Origin of the sequence: Planococcus chinensis (assembly GCF_042681545.1) — a bacterium.
Taxonomy (GTDB): domain Bacteria; phylum Bacillota; class Bacilli; order Bacillales_A; family Planococcaceae; genus Planococcus; species Planococcus chinensis.
Genome location: NZ_JBHUFW010000004.1, coordinates 730,598 through 747,231, shown reverse-complemented (window position 1 = coordinate 747,231; position 16,634 = coordinate 730,598). Strand labels below are relative to the sequence as shown.

Sequence of the window (16,634 nt, the reverse complement as noted above, 5' to 3'; positions counted from 1 at the left end):
CTTATTAACCTTTTTCGGTTTTGTCTTAAGCTATTTTAGCATGTTTTTAACGGATTTTCTTGTTTCAGCGTCTACCTCTAAAATTGTCCCCAAGTCCGGTTTTGATACCGTCTTATGGCTGTCCATCGCACTTTCGATCATTTCCTCGATCTGCAGGAACTTGATTTGTTCATTTAAAAACATGGCTACGGCCTGTTCATTCGCCGCATTGAAAACGGTGGTCATCGTACCGCCTTCGCGCCCGGCATCATATGCCAATTGCAATGCCCGGAACCGCTCGTAATCCATTTCCTGGAAATTCAATTTCCCGATTTCCGCCAAGTTGAGGCGCTTCGCTTGAGGCCGCGGCAGGCGGTCCGGATAGGTGAGGGCATACTGGATCGGAACACGCATATCGGGCGTCCCCAATTGGGCCATGACGCTCGTATCCTGGAATTCCACCATTGAATGGATGATGCTTTCCCGGTGCAGCAGGACATCAATGTCGTCATACGCGAAATTGAACAGCACATGCGCTTCAATCACTTCCAGCCCTTTGTTGACCATGCTTGCGGAATCGATCGTGATTTTCGCGCCCATGGACCAGTTCGGATGCGCCAGCGCTTCCTTCACAGTGACGTGCTGCAATTGATCGCGGGTCAAATCGCGGAAGCTGCCGCCGGAGGCTGTTAAGATCAGCCGGCTTGCCTGTTCGAGCTTTTCCCCGTTCAATGCTTGGAACAGTGCTGAATGTTCGCTGTCCACCGGCAGGATTTTCGCACCGTATACCGAGGCGTTTTCCATGACGAGATGCCCGGCTGTCACCAATGTCTCTTTGTTGGCGATGGCGATCGTCCGGCCGAGTTTGATGGCCTCGAGTGTCGGCTGAAGCCCGACGCTCCCGATGACCGCATTGACCAGGACATCTGCATCGTATGTAGCAGTCTCGATCAGGCCTTCACTGCCTGAAACGACAGAAACGCCCGGAAACTCGCTCCGCAAAGCGGCAGCATCTTCTGCCCCTTGCACGCAGACGATTTCCGGCCGGAATTCCCGGATGATGCCTCTTGCCATTTCTATGTTTTTCCCGGCTGAAAAGCCGGTCAATTGAAACTCATTCGGATGTTCCCTTATGATATCTGCTGTCTGCACACCGATCGAACCAGTGGCTCCGAGCAAGATGATGCTTTTGCGCATTCAGAAGCTCCCTTTCTTAAATGAAATGTAAAAAGTGCAGCAGCGGCATGACGAACAGAATGCTGTCGAAGCGGTCCAATATCCCGCCGTGCCCGGGCAGGATATGCCCGGAGTCCTTGACGTTGAAATGCCTTTTAAGCGCAGACTCGACCAAGTCGCCGAGCTGCCCGAAAATCGATGCTGCGATGGTGACGATTACAATGATAAGAATCGATTTGTCCAGATCGACAAAATAATTCAATACGAGCGCCACTGCGATGGCCCAGATAATGCCGCCCACAAATCCCTCGATTGTTTTGTTCGGGGAGATTTCCGGCCATAATTTGCGCTTGCCGATTTTCCGCCCGGTGAAATAAGCCCCCGAATCGGTGAACCAGACCACTAGCAGGGCATAGACGACAAAAGCCAGCCCCTCGATGCGGGTTTCGATCATGTAGTAAAATCCGACGCCGATATATAAAGTACCTAAAATAGCAAATGCGGCATCGTCGAATGTAAAACTGTTTTTGACCACTACTGTGTGGATGAGCAGCAGAATGACTGCAATAAAGGCAAATTCCACTTTGACATATCCGGTGAGTTCATAAATGTGAACTGCCCATTCGTCCGGCATCATAAATGCATACAAAGCGATCAGAGAGATCAGCCCGGGGATGCTGAACAAGCTTCTGCCTTTCATATTCAACAGTTCCTGCAGCCCGACGGTCGCGAGTGCGAACGTCATCAGAATAAACGGGATCCCGCCGTAGATGACGAATGGAATGAAAAGAGCGGCCGCAATGATTCCAGTAATAATGCGCTGTTTCAATTTGCTTCTTCCCCTTTCAATCCTCCAAACCGGCGATTTCGTTTCTGGAAATCTTCAATCGCTTCAAGCAGCGACTCTTCTCCAAAATCCGGCCATAAAGTTTCGGTGAACCAAAATTCTGTATACGCCAATTGCCAAAGCATGAAATTGCTCAGGCGGACTTCGCCGCTTGTTCGGATCAGCAAATCCGGCTCTGGCAGGTCATTTGTCATCAACCCGGCTGTAATATGGTCTTCCGTGATATCTTCAAGATTCAACGTGCCTGCTGCAACTTGCGCTGCGATGTTTTTGACTGCATCGACGATTTCTGCGCGGCTGCCATAATTCAAAGCGAAATTCAGCACAAGGCCGGTATTGTCTTTGGTCGCTTCCTTCGCTTTGCGGATCGCTTCCAGCGTATGGGCCGGCAAGTTGTGGTGATACCCCATCATTTCAACCCGGACATTCTCTTCGATCAATTCCGGCAGGAACACCGATAGGAATTCTTCCGGCAAGCGCATGAGGAAATCCACTTCCATTTTCGGGCGCTTCCAATTTTCAGTTGAAAAAGCATAAAGCGTCAGAACGCCTACGCCCAATTCATTGGCCAGCTTCGTGATTTTGCGCACCGTCTTCATACCTTCATGATGGCCTGCAACCCGCGGAAGAGACCGCTTTTTCGCCCATCGGCCATTTCCATCCATAATGATGGCAATGTGGGATGGAACACCCATTGCTGCAACTTCTGAAACGAAGCCTTCATTTTCAATTGCAGGATCTGCCATCCTTTTTAATAATTTATTGAACATATTTTAATCCTCCACCTATTGCAAATCGGCATGTCTAAAGCTTATCATATCAAAAAAAACAGGGTTGTGCGCTTTCTTTCTGGCTGTTGCCACATTTTTGGCAGAAAAAAAGCGTCCTGCTAGACAGGACGCTTTGCGTGATTAAAAGTTCTGTTTAAACTTCCATAATCTCTTTTTCTTTGTCTTTCGCCACATCATCGATTTTCGCAATGTACGAATCCGTCAATTTCTGGACGTCGTCAGAATAGCTGCGCAAATCATCTTCTGTGATCTCACTTTTCTTCTCGAGCTTTTTAAGATCATCGTTCGCATCGCGGCGGATGTTGCGGATGCCGACTTTCGCTTCTTCCGCTTCTTTTTTCACTTGCTTAACCAGATCCTTGCGGCGCTCTTCTGTCAATGCTGGAATCGCCAGGCGGATGACAGAGCCATCGTTTGACGGGCTCAACCCGAGATCAGATTTCAAGATCGCTTTTTCAATGTCGCCCAAGACTGATTTGTCGTAAGGCTGGATCATGATCAAGCGTGCTTCCGGTACGGAAACACCGGCCACTTGGTTGATCGGAGTAGGTGCACCATAATAATCCACTGTCAATTTGTTTAGAATTGAAGGGTTTGCGCGTCCAGCACGGATGGAAGAAAGTTCACGTGAAAAAGCTGAAAGTGCGTTTTCCATTTTCGTCTTCGTATCGTTCATCACTGTTTTTGGCATTATAATGTTCTCCTCACCACTGTCCCGATTTTTTCACCGAGAACAGCCCGTTTTATATTTCCGTTTTCCATAATTGAGAATACTACGAGTGGGATGTCATTGTCCATACATAGTGTAGAAGCGGTGGAATCCATGACCTGCAAGCCTTGCTGGATGACGTCGAAATACGATAATTCTTCGTATTTCACTGCGTCCACGTCTGTTTTCGGATCCGCTGAGTAAACGCCATCCACATTGTTTTTCGCCATCAGGATGACATCAGCTTCAATTTCTGCAGCGCGCAGGGCAGCTGTCGTATCGGTTGAGAAGTACGGGTTGCCGGTGCCTGCCGCAAAAATGACAACACGCTTTTTCTCCAAATGGCGGATTGCCCGTCTGCGGATATAAGGTTCGGCGACCTGGCGCATTTCAATAGAAGAAAGCACCCGGGTTTCGACGTCCTGTTTTTCCAAGGAATCCTGAAGCGCCAGCGAATTCATCACTGTTGCGAGCATTCCCATATAATCTGCAGTGGCGCGGTCCATGCCCATTTCAGAGCCGATCTTGCCTCTCCAGATATTGCCGCCGCCGACAACAACTGCCACTTCCACACCAAGTTCCACTACATCTTTGACCTGGCTAGCCACCGATTTGATGATTTCAGGAGATAAACCGAATCCCTTTTCCCCAGCCATCGCTTCTCCACTAAGTTTTAATACAATGCGTTTATATTGTTGAACACTCATCGGTACCCTCCATTACACTTTTATTGAAAAATAGGGAACACATGCTGTGTTCCCCGGGTGGATCGTATGCTTTTCGAACTTATTTTTTGTTGACTTGGCTCATAACTTCATCAGCAAAGTTGTCTTCGCGTTTTTCGATGCCTTCGCCGACTTCGTAGCGGATGAATTCTTTTACTGTTCCGCCAGTTGAAGCTGCAAAGTCGCGTACTTTCTGGTCAGAGTTCTTAACGAACGCCTGGTCCAAAAGGCAAACGTCTTCGAAATATTTGCCAAGGCGGCCTTCAACCATTTTCGCAACGATGTTTTCTGGCTTGCCTTCGTTAAGGGCTTGCTCAGTCAAGATTTTGCGCTCGTGTTCAACTTCGTCAGCTGACACTTCGTCACGTGAAACGTATTTCGGGTTCAAAGCAGCGATATGCATCGCGATGTCGCGTGCAGCTTCTGCGTTTGTAGAGTTTTCAAGTACAACCAATACGGAAATGCGGCCGCCCATGTGCAGGTAAGGACCGAAAGCGTCAGCATCCGTTTTTGTGCGGATTTCGAAACGGCGCAAAGTGATTTTTTCACCGATCTTCGCGATTGCGTTCGAGATGTGGTCAGCAACAGTCAAGCCGTTTGACATTGTTGAAGCAGTAGCTTCTTCAATTGTAGCAGGCTTCGTGTCGATCAAGTGCTCGCCCAATTCTTTTACAAGTGTCTGGAAGCCTTCGTTTTTAGCAACGAAATCAGTTTCCGCGTTCACTTCGTAGATTACAGCTTCGTTGTCTTTCACAAGGATGTTTGTAATCCCTTCAGCAGCAATGCGGTCTGCTTTCTTAGAAGCGCTTGATAGGCCTTTTTCACGCAAGAAGTCGATAGCTGCGTCGATGTCGCCATCTGTCTGCACTAGCGCTTTTTTGCAATCCATCATACCTGCGCCTGTTTTTTCACGCAATTCTTTTACCATTTGTGCTGTAACTGCCATGATTGAATTCCTCCTTAGGATATGAACAATTTCTCAAAAAAAGGTGATAAGTGGGTTTCGCCGCTTATCACCTGTAACACTTGTGAATTACTCAGCAGCTTCAGCTGGAGTTTCTTCGTCTTCTTCCGGTTTAGACTCAAGCAAAGCGTCCGCCATTTTACCAGTTAAAAGTTTAACAGCGCGGATTGCATCGTCGTTTGCAGGAATTACATAATCGATTTCATCAGGGTCGCAGTTTGTATCAACGATACCTACGATCGGGATGTTCAATTTCATTGCTTCTGCAACAGCAATGCGTTCTTTGCGTGGGTCAACTACGAACATAACGTCCGGCAGTGAACTCATATCACGGATACCGCCAAGGAATTTAACAAGGCGTTCGTGTTCTTTTTTCAATTGAACTACTTCTTTTTTCGGTAGAACTTCAAAAGTTCCATCTTCTTCCATGCGCTCGATCTGTTTCAAACGGCTCACACGTTTTTGGATTGTACCGAAGTTTGTAAGTGTTCCACCCAACCAACGCTGGTTGATGTAGTAGTTGCCAGAACGTTCAGCTTCTTCTTTGATTGCGTCCTGAGCTTGTTTTTTCGTTCCAACGAATAGTACTTTACCGCCTTCTTCGCCCACTTGTTTCATGAAGTTATAAGCTTCTTCCAATTTGCGGACTGTTTTTTGAAGGTCGATGATGTAGATACCGTTACGCTCAACGAAAATATATTTTTTCATTTTCGGGTTCCAACGGCGAGTCTGGTGGCCAAAGTGTACACCAGCTTCAAGCAATTGTTTCATAGAAATTACTGACATGTGTGTTTCCTCCTGATAGGTTATTTTTTCCCTCCGCATTCTTCTTCTCTGTACCGTTACTTTTGAAAAAGCACCTGCGGCACAAATCCGAATGCGTGTGTATTTAACACCATTTGAAATTATACCACGGTCCTTGTACGGACCGCAACAAGTTTCTCTTATAAATTAGCGGAAACGCTTCGGACATTCGCTTCCCATAATTTCATCTGGATCGTTCATAAAGAATATGGAGCACCAGACCGACGAAGCCAGCAAAGAAAGCAAAATAAAAAAGCACCGGACAGAATCCGGCGCTTTTCGATCATGCTTAGTTCATTTTCAATTGTTCAAGCTCTGCAAGGAACTTCGTGTTCAATACTTTGATGTAAGTCCCTTTCATCCCAAGCGAACGCGATTCGATAACGCCGGCACTTTCAAGTTTGCGGAGTGCGTTGACGATTACCGAACGTGTGATGCCGACGCGGTCAGCGATTTTTGAAGCGACAAGCAAGCCTTCGTTGCCGTCCAGCTCTTCAAAAATGTGCTCAATCGCTTCAAGCTCACTGTATGAAAGTGAAGAAATCGCCATTTGAACAACTGCTTTACTGCGCGCTTCTTCTTCAATGCGGTCGCCTTTTTCACGAAGGATCTCCATGCCAACTACAGTCGCACCATATTCGCCAAGGATCAAGTCATCGTCATGGAATTCTTCTTTGACGCGGCCGAGTAGCAATGTGCCCAGACGTTCGCCTCCGCCGATAATCGGAACGATCGTTGTCAAAGCATCTTTGAACAATTCACGCTCTTCGACCGGGAAGATTGTGTGTTCGCTGTTTACATCAAGGTTAGCAGATGTTTCAGTGATGTTTGAAAGGTTTTGTGTGTATTCCATCGGGAATTGGCGCTCTTCGAGCATCCCTTTCATGCGTTCGTTCTCGATTTGCTGGCTGACAGCAAATCCTAGCAGTTTACCTTTACGGCTAACGACGAACGTGTTGCATTCAATTACTTCGCTCAATGTTTCAGCCATGTCTTTAAAGTTAACAGGTTTCCCTGCCGCTGCTTGAAGCATTGAGTTAATTTTTCTTGTTTTTTCCAATAAATTCATTTAAATGAACCTCCTACGGTTTTCATGCAGTATTTATTAAATATTCTAAAGGTTTTTACTCTTTAAAGATACTGAAACGCCTTGAATTACAGGATAAATTGTGACAAATCTTTGTTTTTTGCCACATTTTCAAGCTTTTCATTCACATATTGAGGCGTGATGTCGATCTGGGCAGGCGATATTTCACTTGCTTCGAATGACAGCTCCTCCAATAAGCGTTCTAAAATGGTGTGAAGCCGGCGGGCACCGATGTTATCGGTTTCCTGGTTCACCTCATAGGCGATTTCAGCCAGTCTAATAATTGACGCATCATTGAAGTTTATCACAACTCCCTCTGTTTCGAGAAGTGCTTTGTACTGATTTATCAATGAATGCTTCGGTTCTGTTAAAATTTTGACAAAATCATCAACTTCCAGCTTCTGCAGCTCCACGCGGATCGGGAAGCGCCCTTGCAGTTCCGGAATCAGATCGGACGGCTTGGACATATGGAATGCCCCCGCAGCTACAAACAGCACATAATCCGTTTTCACGGTGCCGTATTTCGTGTTGATCGTCGAGCCTTCCACAATCGGCAGGATATCGCGCTGGACACCTTCGCGCGAAACGTCCGCCGAAGATGAGCTGTTCTTGCTCGCAATTTTATCCATCTCATCGATGAAGATGATGCCCTGCTGCTCGGTCCGCTCAATGGCTTCTGCTGCCACTTCCTCGTCATCGACCAGTTTAGCCGCCTCTTCAGCAGCCAGTATCCGGCGGGCTTCCTTCACTTGGACTTTGCGTTTTTTCTTTTTCTTCGGCATCAAAGAAGACAAGGCGTCTTGCATATTCGCACCCATCTGCTCCATTCCCGAACCTTGCAGGGCGTCAAACATGCTCGGAATATTTTCCGAAACTTCGACGGTCAGCCAGTTTTCTTCCAGCTTTCCGGCTTTGAGGTCAGCTGCAATTTCACGACGCTTGACCCGCACCTCCACTTCAGCCACCGGATCTTCCTCTTCCTGGTCCATCTTCTGCCCGAAAAGCATTTCGAGCGGATTCTGGCCATTCGGCTTTTTCTTCAAGGAAGGGGCGAGCAATTTGACGATGCGGTCGTTCGCTGCTGCTTCCGCCTGCTCCTTCACCGCTTCAAAACGCTCTTCTTTGATCATGCGGACAGCCGCTTCCACCAGGTCGCGCACCATCGATTCCACATCCCTGCCGACATAGCCGACCTCCGTGAATTTGGTCGCTTCCACTTTAACGAAAGGGGCACCGGTCAGTTTGGCGATCCGGCGGGCGATTTCCGTCTTGCCGACGCCTGTCGGCCCGATCATCAGAATATTTTTCGGTATCACTTCATCGCGCAATTCGTCATCAAGACGGCTTCTGCGGTAGCGGTTGCGGAGGGCGATCGCGATGGAGCGCTTCGCATCTTTCTGCCCGACAATATATCGGTCCAGATGGTCTGTGATTTGCCTTGGAGTCAGATCTTGCTGTTTTTTCATTTCGCCAGCTCCTCCACTACGATTTGATGGTTGGTGTATACGCAAATATCCGCTGCTGTCTCCAGTGCAGACTGCGCGATTTCATAAGCAGTCAGTTTGTCGCCTGCATATTTCTTCAGCGCACGGCCGGCTGCCAATGCGTAATTCCCGCCCGAACCGATGGCCAGGATCCCGTCATCAGGCTCGATGACTTCCCCGGTTCCGGAAACCAGCAGGAGCTCATCTGCATCCATGACGATCAGCATCGCCTCAAGCTGGCGGAGCATCTTATCGCCGCGCCATTGCTTTGCGAGTTCGACTGCTGCGCGCTGGAGGTTTCCGTTGTATTCTGTCAGCTTGCCTTCAAACATTTCAAACAGCGTGAAGGCATCTGCCACGGAACCGGCAAACCCGGTCAATACTTTGCCGTTGTACAGCCTCCGCACTTTCCGCGCCGTGTGCTTCATGACGACTGCATTGCCGAATGTCACTTGCCCGTCGCCGGCCATCGCGCATTCCCCGTTATGCCGTACTGCAAATATCGTGGTTGCATGGAATTCGTGCATTTGGATATCCCCTCTCTAAGCTCTTGGATGTGAATTCAAATAGGTCTTCCGTAAATGCTCTTTTGTAACATGGGTATAGACTTGGGTAGAACTCAGATGTGAATGGCCCAGGAGTTCCTGGACCGTCCGCATGTCCGCCCCGTTGTTCAATAAATGCGTTGCGAATGTGTGGCGGATCATATGGGGATAGATCGCCGAATTGGCGGACGCTTTTTTCATGCATTCGTTCAATATATGGCGGATGCCGCGGTCCGTTACCGGTTCGCCGCGATTGTTGACGAACAAGCTTTGGTGGTCCTGCTTCTTCATCAGCTTAGGACGCACTTCTTCGATGTAATGTTCCAAAGCATCATGAGCAAACCCGCCATACGGAATATAGCGTTCTTTGCGCCCTTTCCCCATGACTTTGACAATGTGCATGGTCCGGTCTAGATCCTGCATCCGGATCGACACGCATTCATTGACCCGCATGCCGGTCGCATAAAGCAATTCCAGCAGCGCGGTGTTCCGTTTGGACAGTTTATCCTCACCCTGGACCGATTTGAACAGCACTTCCATCTCTTCTTCGTAGAAGAACTGGGGCAGCCGTTCTTCTTTTTTCGGATGGTAGAGCGACCGGAAAGCCGCTTCACTCAGCCCGAACTCGCGGCTGCCATACCGGAAAAAGGAACGGATGGATGAAATTTTCCGGGATATGGTGGTGCGTGACAGCTTCGTTTCATAAAGCTTCGTCACATAATTTCTCGCGTGCAGGTATTCCACTTCCTGCAATTCACCGATTCCTTCCTGTTCCATAAACAGAAAAAAATCCTCCAAGTCTTTCTCATAGTGGTGGACGGTGTGTTCGGAATAATTTTTTTCAAGTTGGATGTAGGCCATGTAAGATTTCAGCATTCCGTGTTTATCCATATCTCGTGAGCCCACCTTTTCCGCAAATACAAAAGCCTCTAAATTATAACAACATTCAGAGGCTTTTATCAATTAAACAGTTACGGTATTCATAAAATTGTGAATAGCTTTCAACGCCCGGTCTGCATGTTTTTCTGCGCGTTCCTGCTTGGACTTGATGCGTTCCCCGAGGTCGGGGAACAGTCCGAAGTTGACGTTCATCGGCTGGAAGTTCTTGCTGTCCGCTTCTGTGATATAGCGCGCCATGCTGCCCAATGCCGTTTCAGCCGGCATGACGATCAACTCTTCCCCTTGCGCCAGGCGGGCGGCATTGATGCCGGCAAGCAAGCCGCTTCCTGCCGACTCCACATAGCCTTCGACACCGGTCATTTGCCCGGCAAAGAAAATCGTCGGGTTGGCCCGCAGCTGGTATGTCGGCTGGAGCACTTTCGGCGAATTGATGAATGTGTTGCGGTGCATCACGCCGTAGCGAACGATTTCCACATTCTCAAGGCCCGGAATCAGTTTCAAGACTTCTTTCTGAGGTCCCCATTTTAAATGCGTCTGGAAGCCGACGATGTTGTAAAGCGTGCCGGCTGCGTCATCCTGGCGAAGCTGGACGACTGCATACGGGCGCTTGCCTGTTTTCGGGTCTTCCAGTCCAACCGGTTTCATCGGGCCGAACGTCAGCGTTTTCTCGCCTCTCGCCGCCATCACTTCAACGGGCATGCAGCCTTCGAAATAAATCTCTTTTTCGAATTCCTTCAACGGCACCACTTCCGCTTCGACGAGCGCTGTGTGGAAGCGTTTGAACTCCTCTTCAGTCATCGGGCAGTTCAAGTAAGCCGCTTCCCCTTTGTCGTAGCGGGATTTCAAGTAGACCTTGTCCATATCGATGCTGTCTTTTTCAACGATCGGCGCTGCCGCATCGTAGAAGTACAGATAGTCCTGGCCGGTCAAGTCCCGGATTTTTTCAGCTAATGCCGGAGAGGTCAACGGCCCGGTCGCGATGATTGTGATGCCTTCAGGAATTTCCGTGACTTCTTCGTTGATCACTTCAACCAGCGGATGGTTCCGGACTTTATCGGTCACCATGCCGGCAAATTCGTGGCGGTCAACTGCCAATGCACCGCCTGCAGGGACAGATGCCTTGTCTGCCGACTCGATGATGACGGAGTCGAGCTGGCGCATTTCTTCTTTGATGACGCCTACTGCATTTGTCAATGAATTTGCGCGGAGCGAGTTGCTGCATACCAATTCCGCAAATTTATCCGTATGGTGTGCTGGCGTCTGCTTCACCGGACGCATTTCGTAAAGACGGACATTGATGCCGCGTTTTGCTACTTGCCAAGCCGCTTCGCTGCCTGCGAGGCCAGCCCCGATTATATTTACATACTTTTCCATTCTCAAACACCTCTATCAATTATTGAACTTCTTCTTTATAGTCGCATTTCGTACACGTAATCTGCACGCCTTTTTTCACTTTTTTCTCTACGAGCAATTCGCTGCATTTCGGGCACGGCCGTTCAATCGGCTTGTCCCATGAAACGAATTCGCATTCCGGGTAGCGGTCGCAGCCGTAGAAGACACGGCGTTTTTTGCTCTTCCGCTCGACGATCTCGCCTTTTTTGCATGTCGGGCAAGTAACGCCGATGTGCTTGACGATCGCTTTCGTATTCCGGCAATCCGGGAAATTGCTGCAGGCCATGAATTTGCCGTAGCGCCCCAGCTTGAAGACCATCGGGGATCCGCAAAGTTCGCAATCTTCCCCTGCAGGCTCGTCCTTGATCTGCACTTTTTCCATTTCGTTCTCGGCCACTTCAAGATTTTTTTCAAAATCTTTGAAGAACGCATCAATGATGTTTCTCCACTCGATTTCGCCGTCTTCGACGCTGTCGAGGTCATGCTCCATCTTGGCCGTAAATTCGATGTTCAGAATATCCGGGAAAAATTCAAGGACCAGCGCATGCACAATTTCGCCCAGTTCAGTCGGGATAAACCGTTTCGCATCAAGCGCTACATAGCCGCGTTTTTGGATCGTGTCCAATGTCGGAGCATATGTCGACGGACGGCCTATGCCGAGCTCTTCAAGCGTGCGGACCAGGCGCGCCTCAGTATAGCGCGGAGGCGGCTGCGTGAAATGCTGTTTCGGCTCGATGCCGACAGCTTTTACAATATCACCTTCTGCCATCTCAGGCAAAATATTGTCTTTTTCGTCTTTCTGGTCATCAGTTCCTTCAATATAAAGCTTCATGAAGCCCGGGAATTTCACTTGGGACCCATTCGCCCGGAACACCGCTTCGCCGTTTTGCAGTTCAGCCATCACCGTATCAAGAATAGCAGGCGACATCTGGCTTGCCACAAAACGGTCCCATATCAATTTATACAAGCGGTAAAGGTCGCGGGACAGGATGCTCTTGAGCGATTCCGGCGTCCGCATCACGCTTGTCGGTCGCACCGCTTCGTGGGCGTCCTGCGATTTTGCGGATTGTTTGGCCGCAGTCGTTTTCGTGACATAGTCGTCTCCGTAATTCTGCGTAATAAAGTCAAGGGCATCTCTTTTCGCCGTATCCGAAATACGCGTTGAATCCGTACGCATATACGTGATCAAACCGGTGATGCCTTCTTTCCCGACGGATATACCTTCGTAAAGCTGCTGTGCCAGCATCATGGTCTTTTTCGCACGGAAGTTCAGTTTGCGGGCAGCCTCCTGCTGGAGGGATGAAGTTGTAAAAGAAGGGGAAGGATTTCTCTTTCTTTCCTTTTTGACAACGCGGTTGACTGTGAAGTCGTCGCCTTTCATGGTGGCCATGACGGCTTTCACGTCTTCTTCATTCTGCAGTTTCGCTTTTTCGTCTGCTGTGCCGTAATACTGGGCTTCGAATTTCTTTTTCGCTTTTTCAAATTCGCCCGTGATGGACCAGTATTCTTCCGGTTCGAAGTCCTTGATTTCGTTTTCCCGGTCGATGATCAAGCGCAGGGCTACCGACTGGACGCGTCCAGCCGACAAGCCTTTTTTCACCTTTTTCCAAAGAAGCGGGCTGATGCTGTAACCGACCAGCCGGTCGAGGATGCGGCGTGCCTGCTGTGCATCCACAAGGTCCATATCGATTTTTCTCGGGTGTTTGAATGATTCCTTAATGGCATCTTTCGTAATTTCATTGAAAACCACCCGGCAGTCTGAATCCTGATCCACGCCAAGGGCATGAGCCAAGTGCCATGCAATTGCTTCCCCTTCGCGATCCGGGTCAGCCGCCAGAAAGACTTTCTTCGCTTTTTTTGCTTCTTTTTTCAAATCCTGTAAAATCGGGCCTTTGCCTCTGATCGTGATATACCGGGGTTCGTAGTTGTTCTCTACGTCTACTCCCATTTGGCTTCGGGGCAAATCGCGCAAATGTCCCAATGACGCGCGGACTTTATACTTTTTCCCTAAATACCGTTCAATTGTTTTCGCCTTTGCCGGCGATTCAACAATCACCAAAAAATCCGCCATACTTTTTCCTCCTCATAGAGGTTTCTTAAAATTAGCTAAAAGAATTACCTGATGCAAAATGTATAACAGTTTTTACCGGATTGCAAGGCTTTTCGTTTTAAGCCATTATTTTTCAGCCGTCAATTGCCTGTATTCCTCTGTAATTTGGCTGCCTTTCCAGACCGGTTTCGCGCCTTCCAGAATCAATTTATGGGGCCCTTCCGACAGCGGGGACCGGATGTCGCCCGGCACTGCAAAAACATCTTTTCCATGGTCGAGGGCGTGCTCGATCGTGCTCAGCGTCCCGCTTTTCGGCCGTGCTTCCGTCACGAGTACGCCTTGGGACAATCCGCTGATGATCCGGTTGCGCATTGGGAAATTCCAACGCGCCGGTTGCATATAAGGCGGATATTCCGTAATCGATAAAAATTTTTCTTCTATTATATTATGCAGTCTGGCATTTTCTTTCGGGTAGGGATGCAAAAAGCCGCTGCCGCAAACCGCAATGGTTTCGCCGCCGAGTTTGATGGCAGTTTCATGGGCCATCGCATCGGCGCCTTTCGCCAACCCGCTGACGATCAGGAACCTTTCGTCGATAAGTTCCGGCAATATGGCATTCATGGCTGTACGGGAATAGGGAGTGGCTTTGCGCGAGCCGATCACTGCCAGCTTCCGAGGGAAAAGAAGCAAGTCGGCACGGCCTTTCGCGTAAAGCACGGCTGGGGGATCGGCCAGTTCCATCAAAGATTCGGGGTAATAAGGATGCAGATAAGATACGGGGGTTATCTTATGTTTGGCGTAGATGTCCCGAAACGGAATCCGCAGTGCTTCTTGGTAAGCCGATTTCAACTTTCCGGCTTGCTCTTGGCCGATCTGAAGGATAAATGCCAGTTCAGCGGAGCTCTTCTTGCCGAGAGCGATCAGTTCGGGATCATCCGTCATCAATCTCTTTAAGCGGTTAAGCGGTTTGGGGTAGACGTAATGAAGTGCGTACAGGCGCTGCAAAAAATCTTCGTTCATCTTATTCCTCCTTGTTTTTTGGGATAAAAAGAAGGCGCATCAGCAAGATGCGCCTTACTCTTATATTAATGTGTTTTGCAGCGGTCGTACAAGCCATTTTCTTTGATGACACGGATTAAAGTTTCACCGATTACTGATGGCGTTTCTGCAACCTGGATGCCAGCTTCGTTCATTGCTTTGATCTTGTCTGCAGCCGTACCTTTACCTCCGGAAATGATCGCACCAGCGTGGCCCATGCGTTTTCCTTCTGGAGCCGTTTGCCCGCCGATAAAGCCGACAACCGGTTTTGTCATATTTTCTTTGACCCAAGCAGCAGCATCTTCTTCAGCTGTGCCGCCGATTTCGCCGATCATGACAACCGCGTAAGTATCTTCGTCCTCGTTGAATGCTTTCAAAACATCGATGAAGTTTGTTCCGTTGACCGGATCTCCACCGATACCGACAGCAGTCGACTGGCCGATGCCTTCTTGAGACAATTGGTGAGTCGCTTCATACGTCAAAGTACCTGAGCGTGAAACAACGCCAACGTGCCCTTTTTTGTGGATGTAGCCAGGCATGATGCCGATTTTGCATTCTTCCGGCGTGATGACGCCTGGGCAGTTCGGTCCGACTAGGCGGGTTTTCTTGCCTTCCATATAGCGCTTCACTTTGACCATATCCAATACCGGGATGTGTTCCGTGATGCAGATCGCCATATCCAAGTCAGATTCAACCGCTTCTAGAATTGCATCAGCAGCAAAAGGAGCCGGTACATAAATTACAGAAACGTTTGCTCCTGTAGCTTTAACAGCGTCTTCAACTGTATTGAAAACAGGTACGCCTTCTACTTCCGTGCCACCTTTGCCTGGAGTTACTCCGGCAACGATTTTAGTTCCGTATTCAAGCATTTGCTTTGTGTGGAAAAGGGCAGTTGACCCTGTAATCCCTTGCACAAGCACTTTCGTGTCTTTATTAATATATACGCTCATTTTTGTCCCTGCCCTTCTTAGCCTACAAGTTCTACGATCTTTTTAGCGCCTTCTGCCATTGTGCCGGCAGCGACGATATCAAGACCTGATTCGTTCAGCAGTTTTTTGCCTAGTTCAACGTTTGTTCCTTCTAGACGAACGACTAGAGGTACGCTCAAGCTGACTTCTTTGGCAGCTTGGATTACGCCTTCAGCAATGATGTCACACTTCATGATTCCGCCGAAAATGTTAACGAAGATCCCTTTTACATTCTTATCTGAAAGAATGATCTTGAAAGCTTCCGTTACTTTTTCAGCGGTCGCACCGCCCCCAACGTCAAGGAAGTTAGCGGGTGTTCCGCCGTAGTAGTTGATCGTGTCCATTGTTGCCATAGCAAGCCCGGCGCCGTTAACCATACAGCCGATGTTCCCGTCTAAAGAAATGTAGCTCAAGTCATACTTGGAAGCTTCGATTTCTTTTGGATCTTCTTCGTCGTAGTCGCGCATTTCCATGATGTCCTGGTGACGGCCTAATGCGTTTGCGTCAAAGTTGAATTTCGCATCCAATGCTACAACTTGTCCGTCTCCTGTAACTACTAGAGGGTTGATCTCAACGATTGCGGCATCTTTATCAATGTAAGCCTGGTAAAGGCCAAGCATCAGCTTAGCAGCTTTGTTGACAAGTTTTGCCGGAATGTTCATTTTGAATGCCATGCGGCGTGCCTGGAAGCCAGTCAAGCCGACAACCGGGTCGATTTCTTCGTAGAAGAGGCGCTCCGGGTTGTTTGCTGCTACTTCCTCGATGTCCATTCCGCCTTCTTCAGAACCCATAAGAGTTACACGTGAAGTTTCGCGGTCAAGAACTAGACCAAGGTAGTACTCTTTTTCGATGTTGCTTCCTGCTTCGATGTACAGGCGTTTGACTTCTTTGCCTTCAGGACCTGTCTGGTGCGTTACGAGCACTTTTCCAAGAAGCTCTTTCGCGTAAGCGCGCACTTCATCCAAATTCTTGGCAAGTTTGACGCCGCCTGCTTTACCGCGGCCACCTGCGTGGATCTGGGCTTTCACCACAACAACATCAGTACCAAGTTCTTTAGCGGCTTTGACTGCTTCTTCTGGTGAAAAAGCGACATAGCCTTCAGGAACTGCTACTCCATATTGTTTTAGGATCTGTTTCCCCTGATATTCATGGATATTCATCTTTCGTCCTCCAAT

The 16,634-nt window shown here is 48.8% G+C and carries 16 protein-coding genes; all 16 read right to left on the bottom strand.

Annotated elements, in window-relative coordinates:
• Positions 1–30: 30 nt before the first annotated feature.
• Positions 31–1,176: a 1-deoxy-D-xylulose-5-phosphate reductoisomerase gene (dxr, locus tag ACFSDB_RS06000; protein ID WP_204892492.1), complete on the bottom strand. Its 1,146-nt coding sequence runs from the start codon at positions 1,174–1,176 to the stop codon at positions 31–33.
• Positions 1,177–1,192: 16 nt separating this feature from the next.
• Positions 1,193–1,984 (bottom strand): phosphatidate cytidylyltransferase, encoded by a 792-nt coding sequence (locus ACFSDB_RS05995; protein ID WP_204892493.1) that lies wholly within the window; start codon positions 1,982–1,984, stop codon positions 1,193–1,195.
• Positions 1,981–2,748, bottom strand: a complete 768-nt coding sequence (locus tag ACFSDB_RS05990) for an isoprenyl transferase (RefSeq protein ID WP_377339621.1) — start codon at positions 2,746–2,748, stop codon at positions 1,981–1,983. Before ACFSDB_RS05990 ends, ACFSDB_RS05995 begins: the two co-directional genes overlap by 4 nt.
• Positions 2,749–2,926: 178 nt before the next feature.
• Positions 2,927–3,484 (bottom strand): ribosome recycling factor, encoded by a 558-nt coding sequence (gene frr, locus ACFSDB_RS05985; RefSeq protein ID WP_204892495.1) that lies wholly within the window; start codon positions 3,482–3,484, stop codon positions 2,927–2,929.
• Positions 3,484–4,209: a UMP kinase gene (pyrH, locus tag ACFSDB_RS05980; RefSeq protein WP_204892496.1), complete on the bottom strand. Its 726-nt coding sequence runs from the start codon at positions 4,207–4,209 to the stop codon at positions 3,484–3,486. The genes frr and pyrH overlap by 1 nt, the downstream gene beginning before the upstream one ends.
• Positions 4,210–4,288: 79 nt before the next feature.
• Positions 4,289–5,173: a translation elongation factor Ts gene (tsf, locus tag ACFSDB_RS05975; RefSeq protein ID WP_204892497.1), complete on the bottom strand. Its 885-nt coding sequence runs from the start codon at positions 5,171–5,173 to the stop codon at positions 4,289–4,291.
• Between the two features lie 87 nt (positions 5,174–5,260).
• On the bottom strand, positions 5,261–5,977 hold the full coding sequence (gene rpsB, locus ACFSDB_RS05970; RefSeq protein WP_204892498.1) for a 30S ribosomal protein S2: 717 nt from the start codon (positions 5,975–5,977) through the stop codon (positions 5,261–5,263).
• 307 nt (positions 5,978–6,284) lie between these two features.
• Positions 6,285–7,064, bottom strand: a complete 780-nt coding sequence (gene codY, locus ACFSDB_RS05965) for a GTP-sensing pleiotropic transcriptional regulator CodY (protein ID WP_204892499.1) — start codon at positions 7,062–7,064, stop codon at positions 6,285–6,287.
• An 86-nt stretch (positions 7,065–7,150) separates the two neighbouring features.
• Positions 7,151–8,548, bottom strand: coding sequence for an HslU--HslV peptidase ATPase subunit (hslU, locus tag ACFSDB_RS05960; protein WP_204892500.1), 1,398 nt, complete (start codon positions 8,546–8,548; stop codon positions 7,151–7,153).
• Positions 8,545–9,093: an ATP-dependent protease subunit HslV gene (gene hslV / locus ACFSDB_RS05955; protein ID WP_204892501.1), complete on the bottom strand. Its 549-nt coding sequence runs from the start codon at positions 9,091–9,093 to the stop codon at positions 8,545–8,547. The genes hslU and hslV overlap by 4 nt, the downstream gene beginning before the upstream one ends.
• Positions 9,094–9,108: 15 nt before the next feature.
• Positions 9,109–10,002, bottom strand: coding sequence for a tyrosine recombinase XerC (gene xerC, locus ACFSDB_RS05950; RefSeq protein ID WP_204892502.1), 894 nt, complete (start codon positions 10,000–10,002; stop codon positions 9,109–9,111).
• Between the two features lie 72 nt (positions 10,003–10,074).
• The gene (gene trmFO / locus ACFSDB_RS05945; protein ID WP_204892503.1) at positions 10,075–11,385 is read right to left on the bottom strand and encodes an FADH(2)-oxidizing methylenetetrahydrofolate--tRNA-(uracil(54)-C(5))-methyltransferase TrmFO; all 1,311 of its coding nucleotides are present in this window, start codon (positions 11,383–11,385) and stop codon (positions 10,075–10,077) included.
• A 19-nt stretch (positions 11,386–11,404) separates the two neighbouring features.
• Positions 11,405–13,474 (bottom strand): type I DNA topoisomerase, encoded by a 2,070-nt coding sequence (gene topA / locus ACFSDB_RS05940; RefSeq protein ID WP_204892504.1) that lies wholly within the window; start codon positions 13,472–13,474, stop codon positions 11,405–11,407.
• Between the two features lie 105 nt (positions 13,475–13,579).
• Positions 13,580–14,473, bottom strand: coding sequence for a DNA-processing protein DprA (gene dprA / locus ACFSDB_RS05935; RefSeq protein ID WP_204892505.1), 894 nt, complete (start codon positions 14,471–14,473; stop codon positions 13,580–13,582).
• A 65-nt stretch (positions 14,474–14,538) separates the two neighbouring features.
• Complete coding sequence (gene sucD / locus ACFSDB_RS05930) at positions 14,539–15,441, bottom strand: succinate--CoA ligase subunit alpha (protein WP_204892506.1); 903 nt, start codon at positions 15,439–15,441, stop codon at positions 14,539–14,541.
• 17 nt (positions 15,442–15,458) lie between these two features.
• The gene (gene sucC / locus ACFSDB_RS05925) at positions 15,459–16,619 is read right to left on the bottom strand and encodes an ADP-forming succinate--CoA ligase subunit beta (protein ID WP_204892507.1); all 1,161 of its coding nucleotides are present in this window, start codon (positions 16,617–16,619) and stop codon (positions 15,459–15,461) included.
• Between the last annotated feature and the right edge of the window lie 15 nt (positions 16,620–16,634).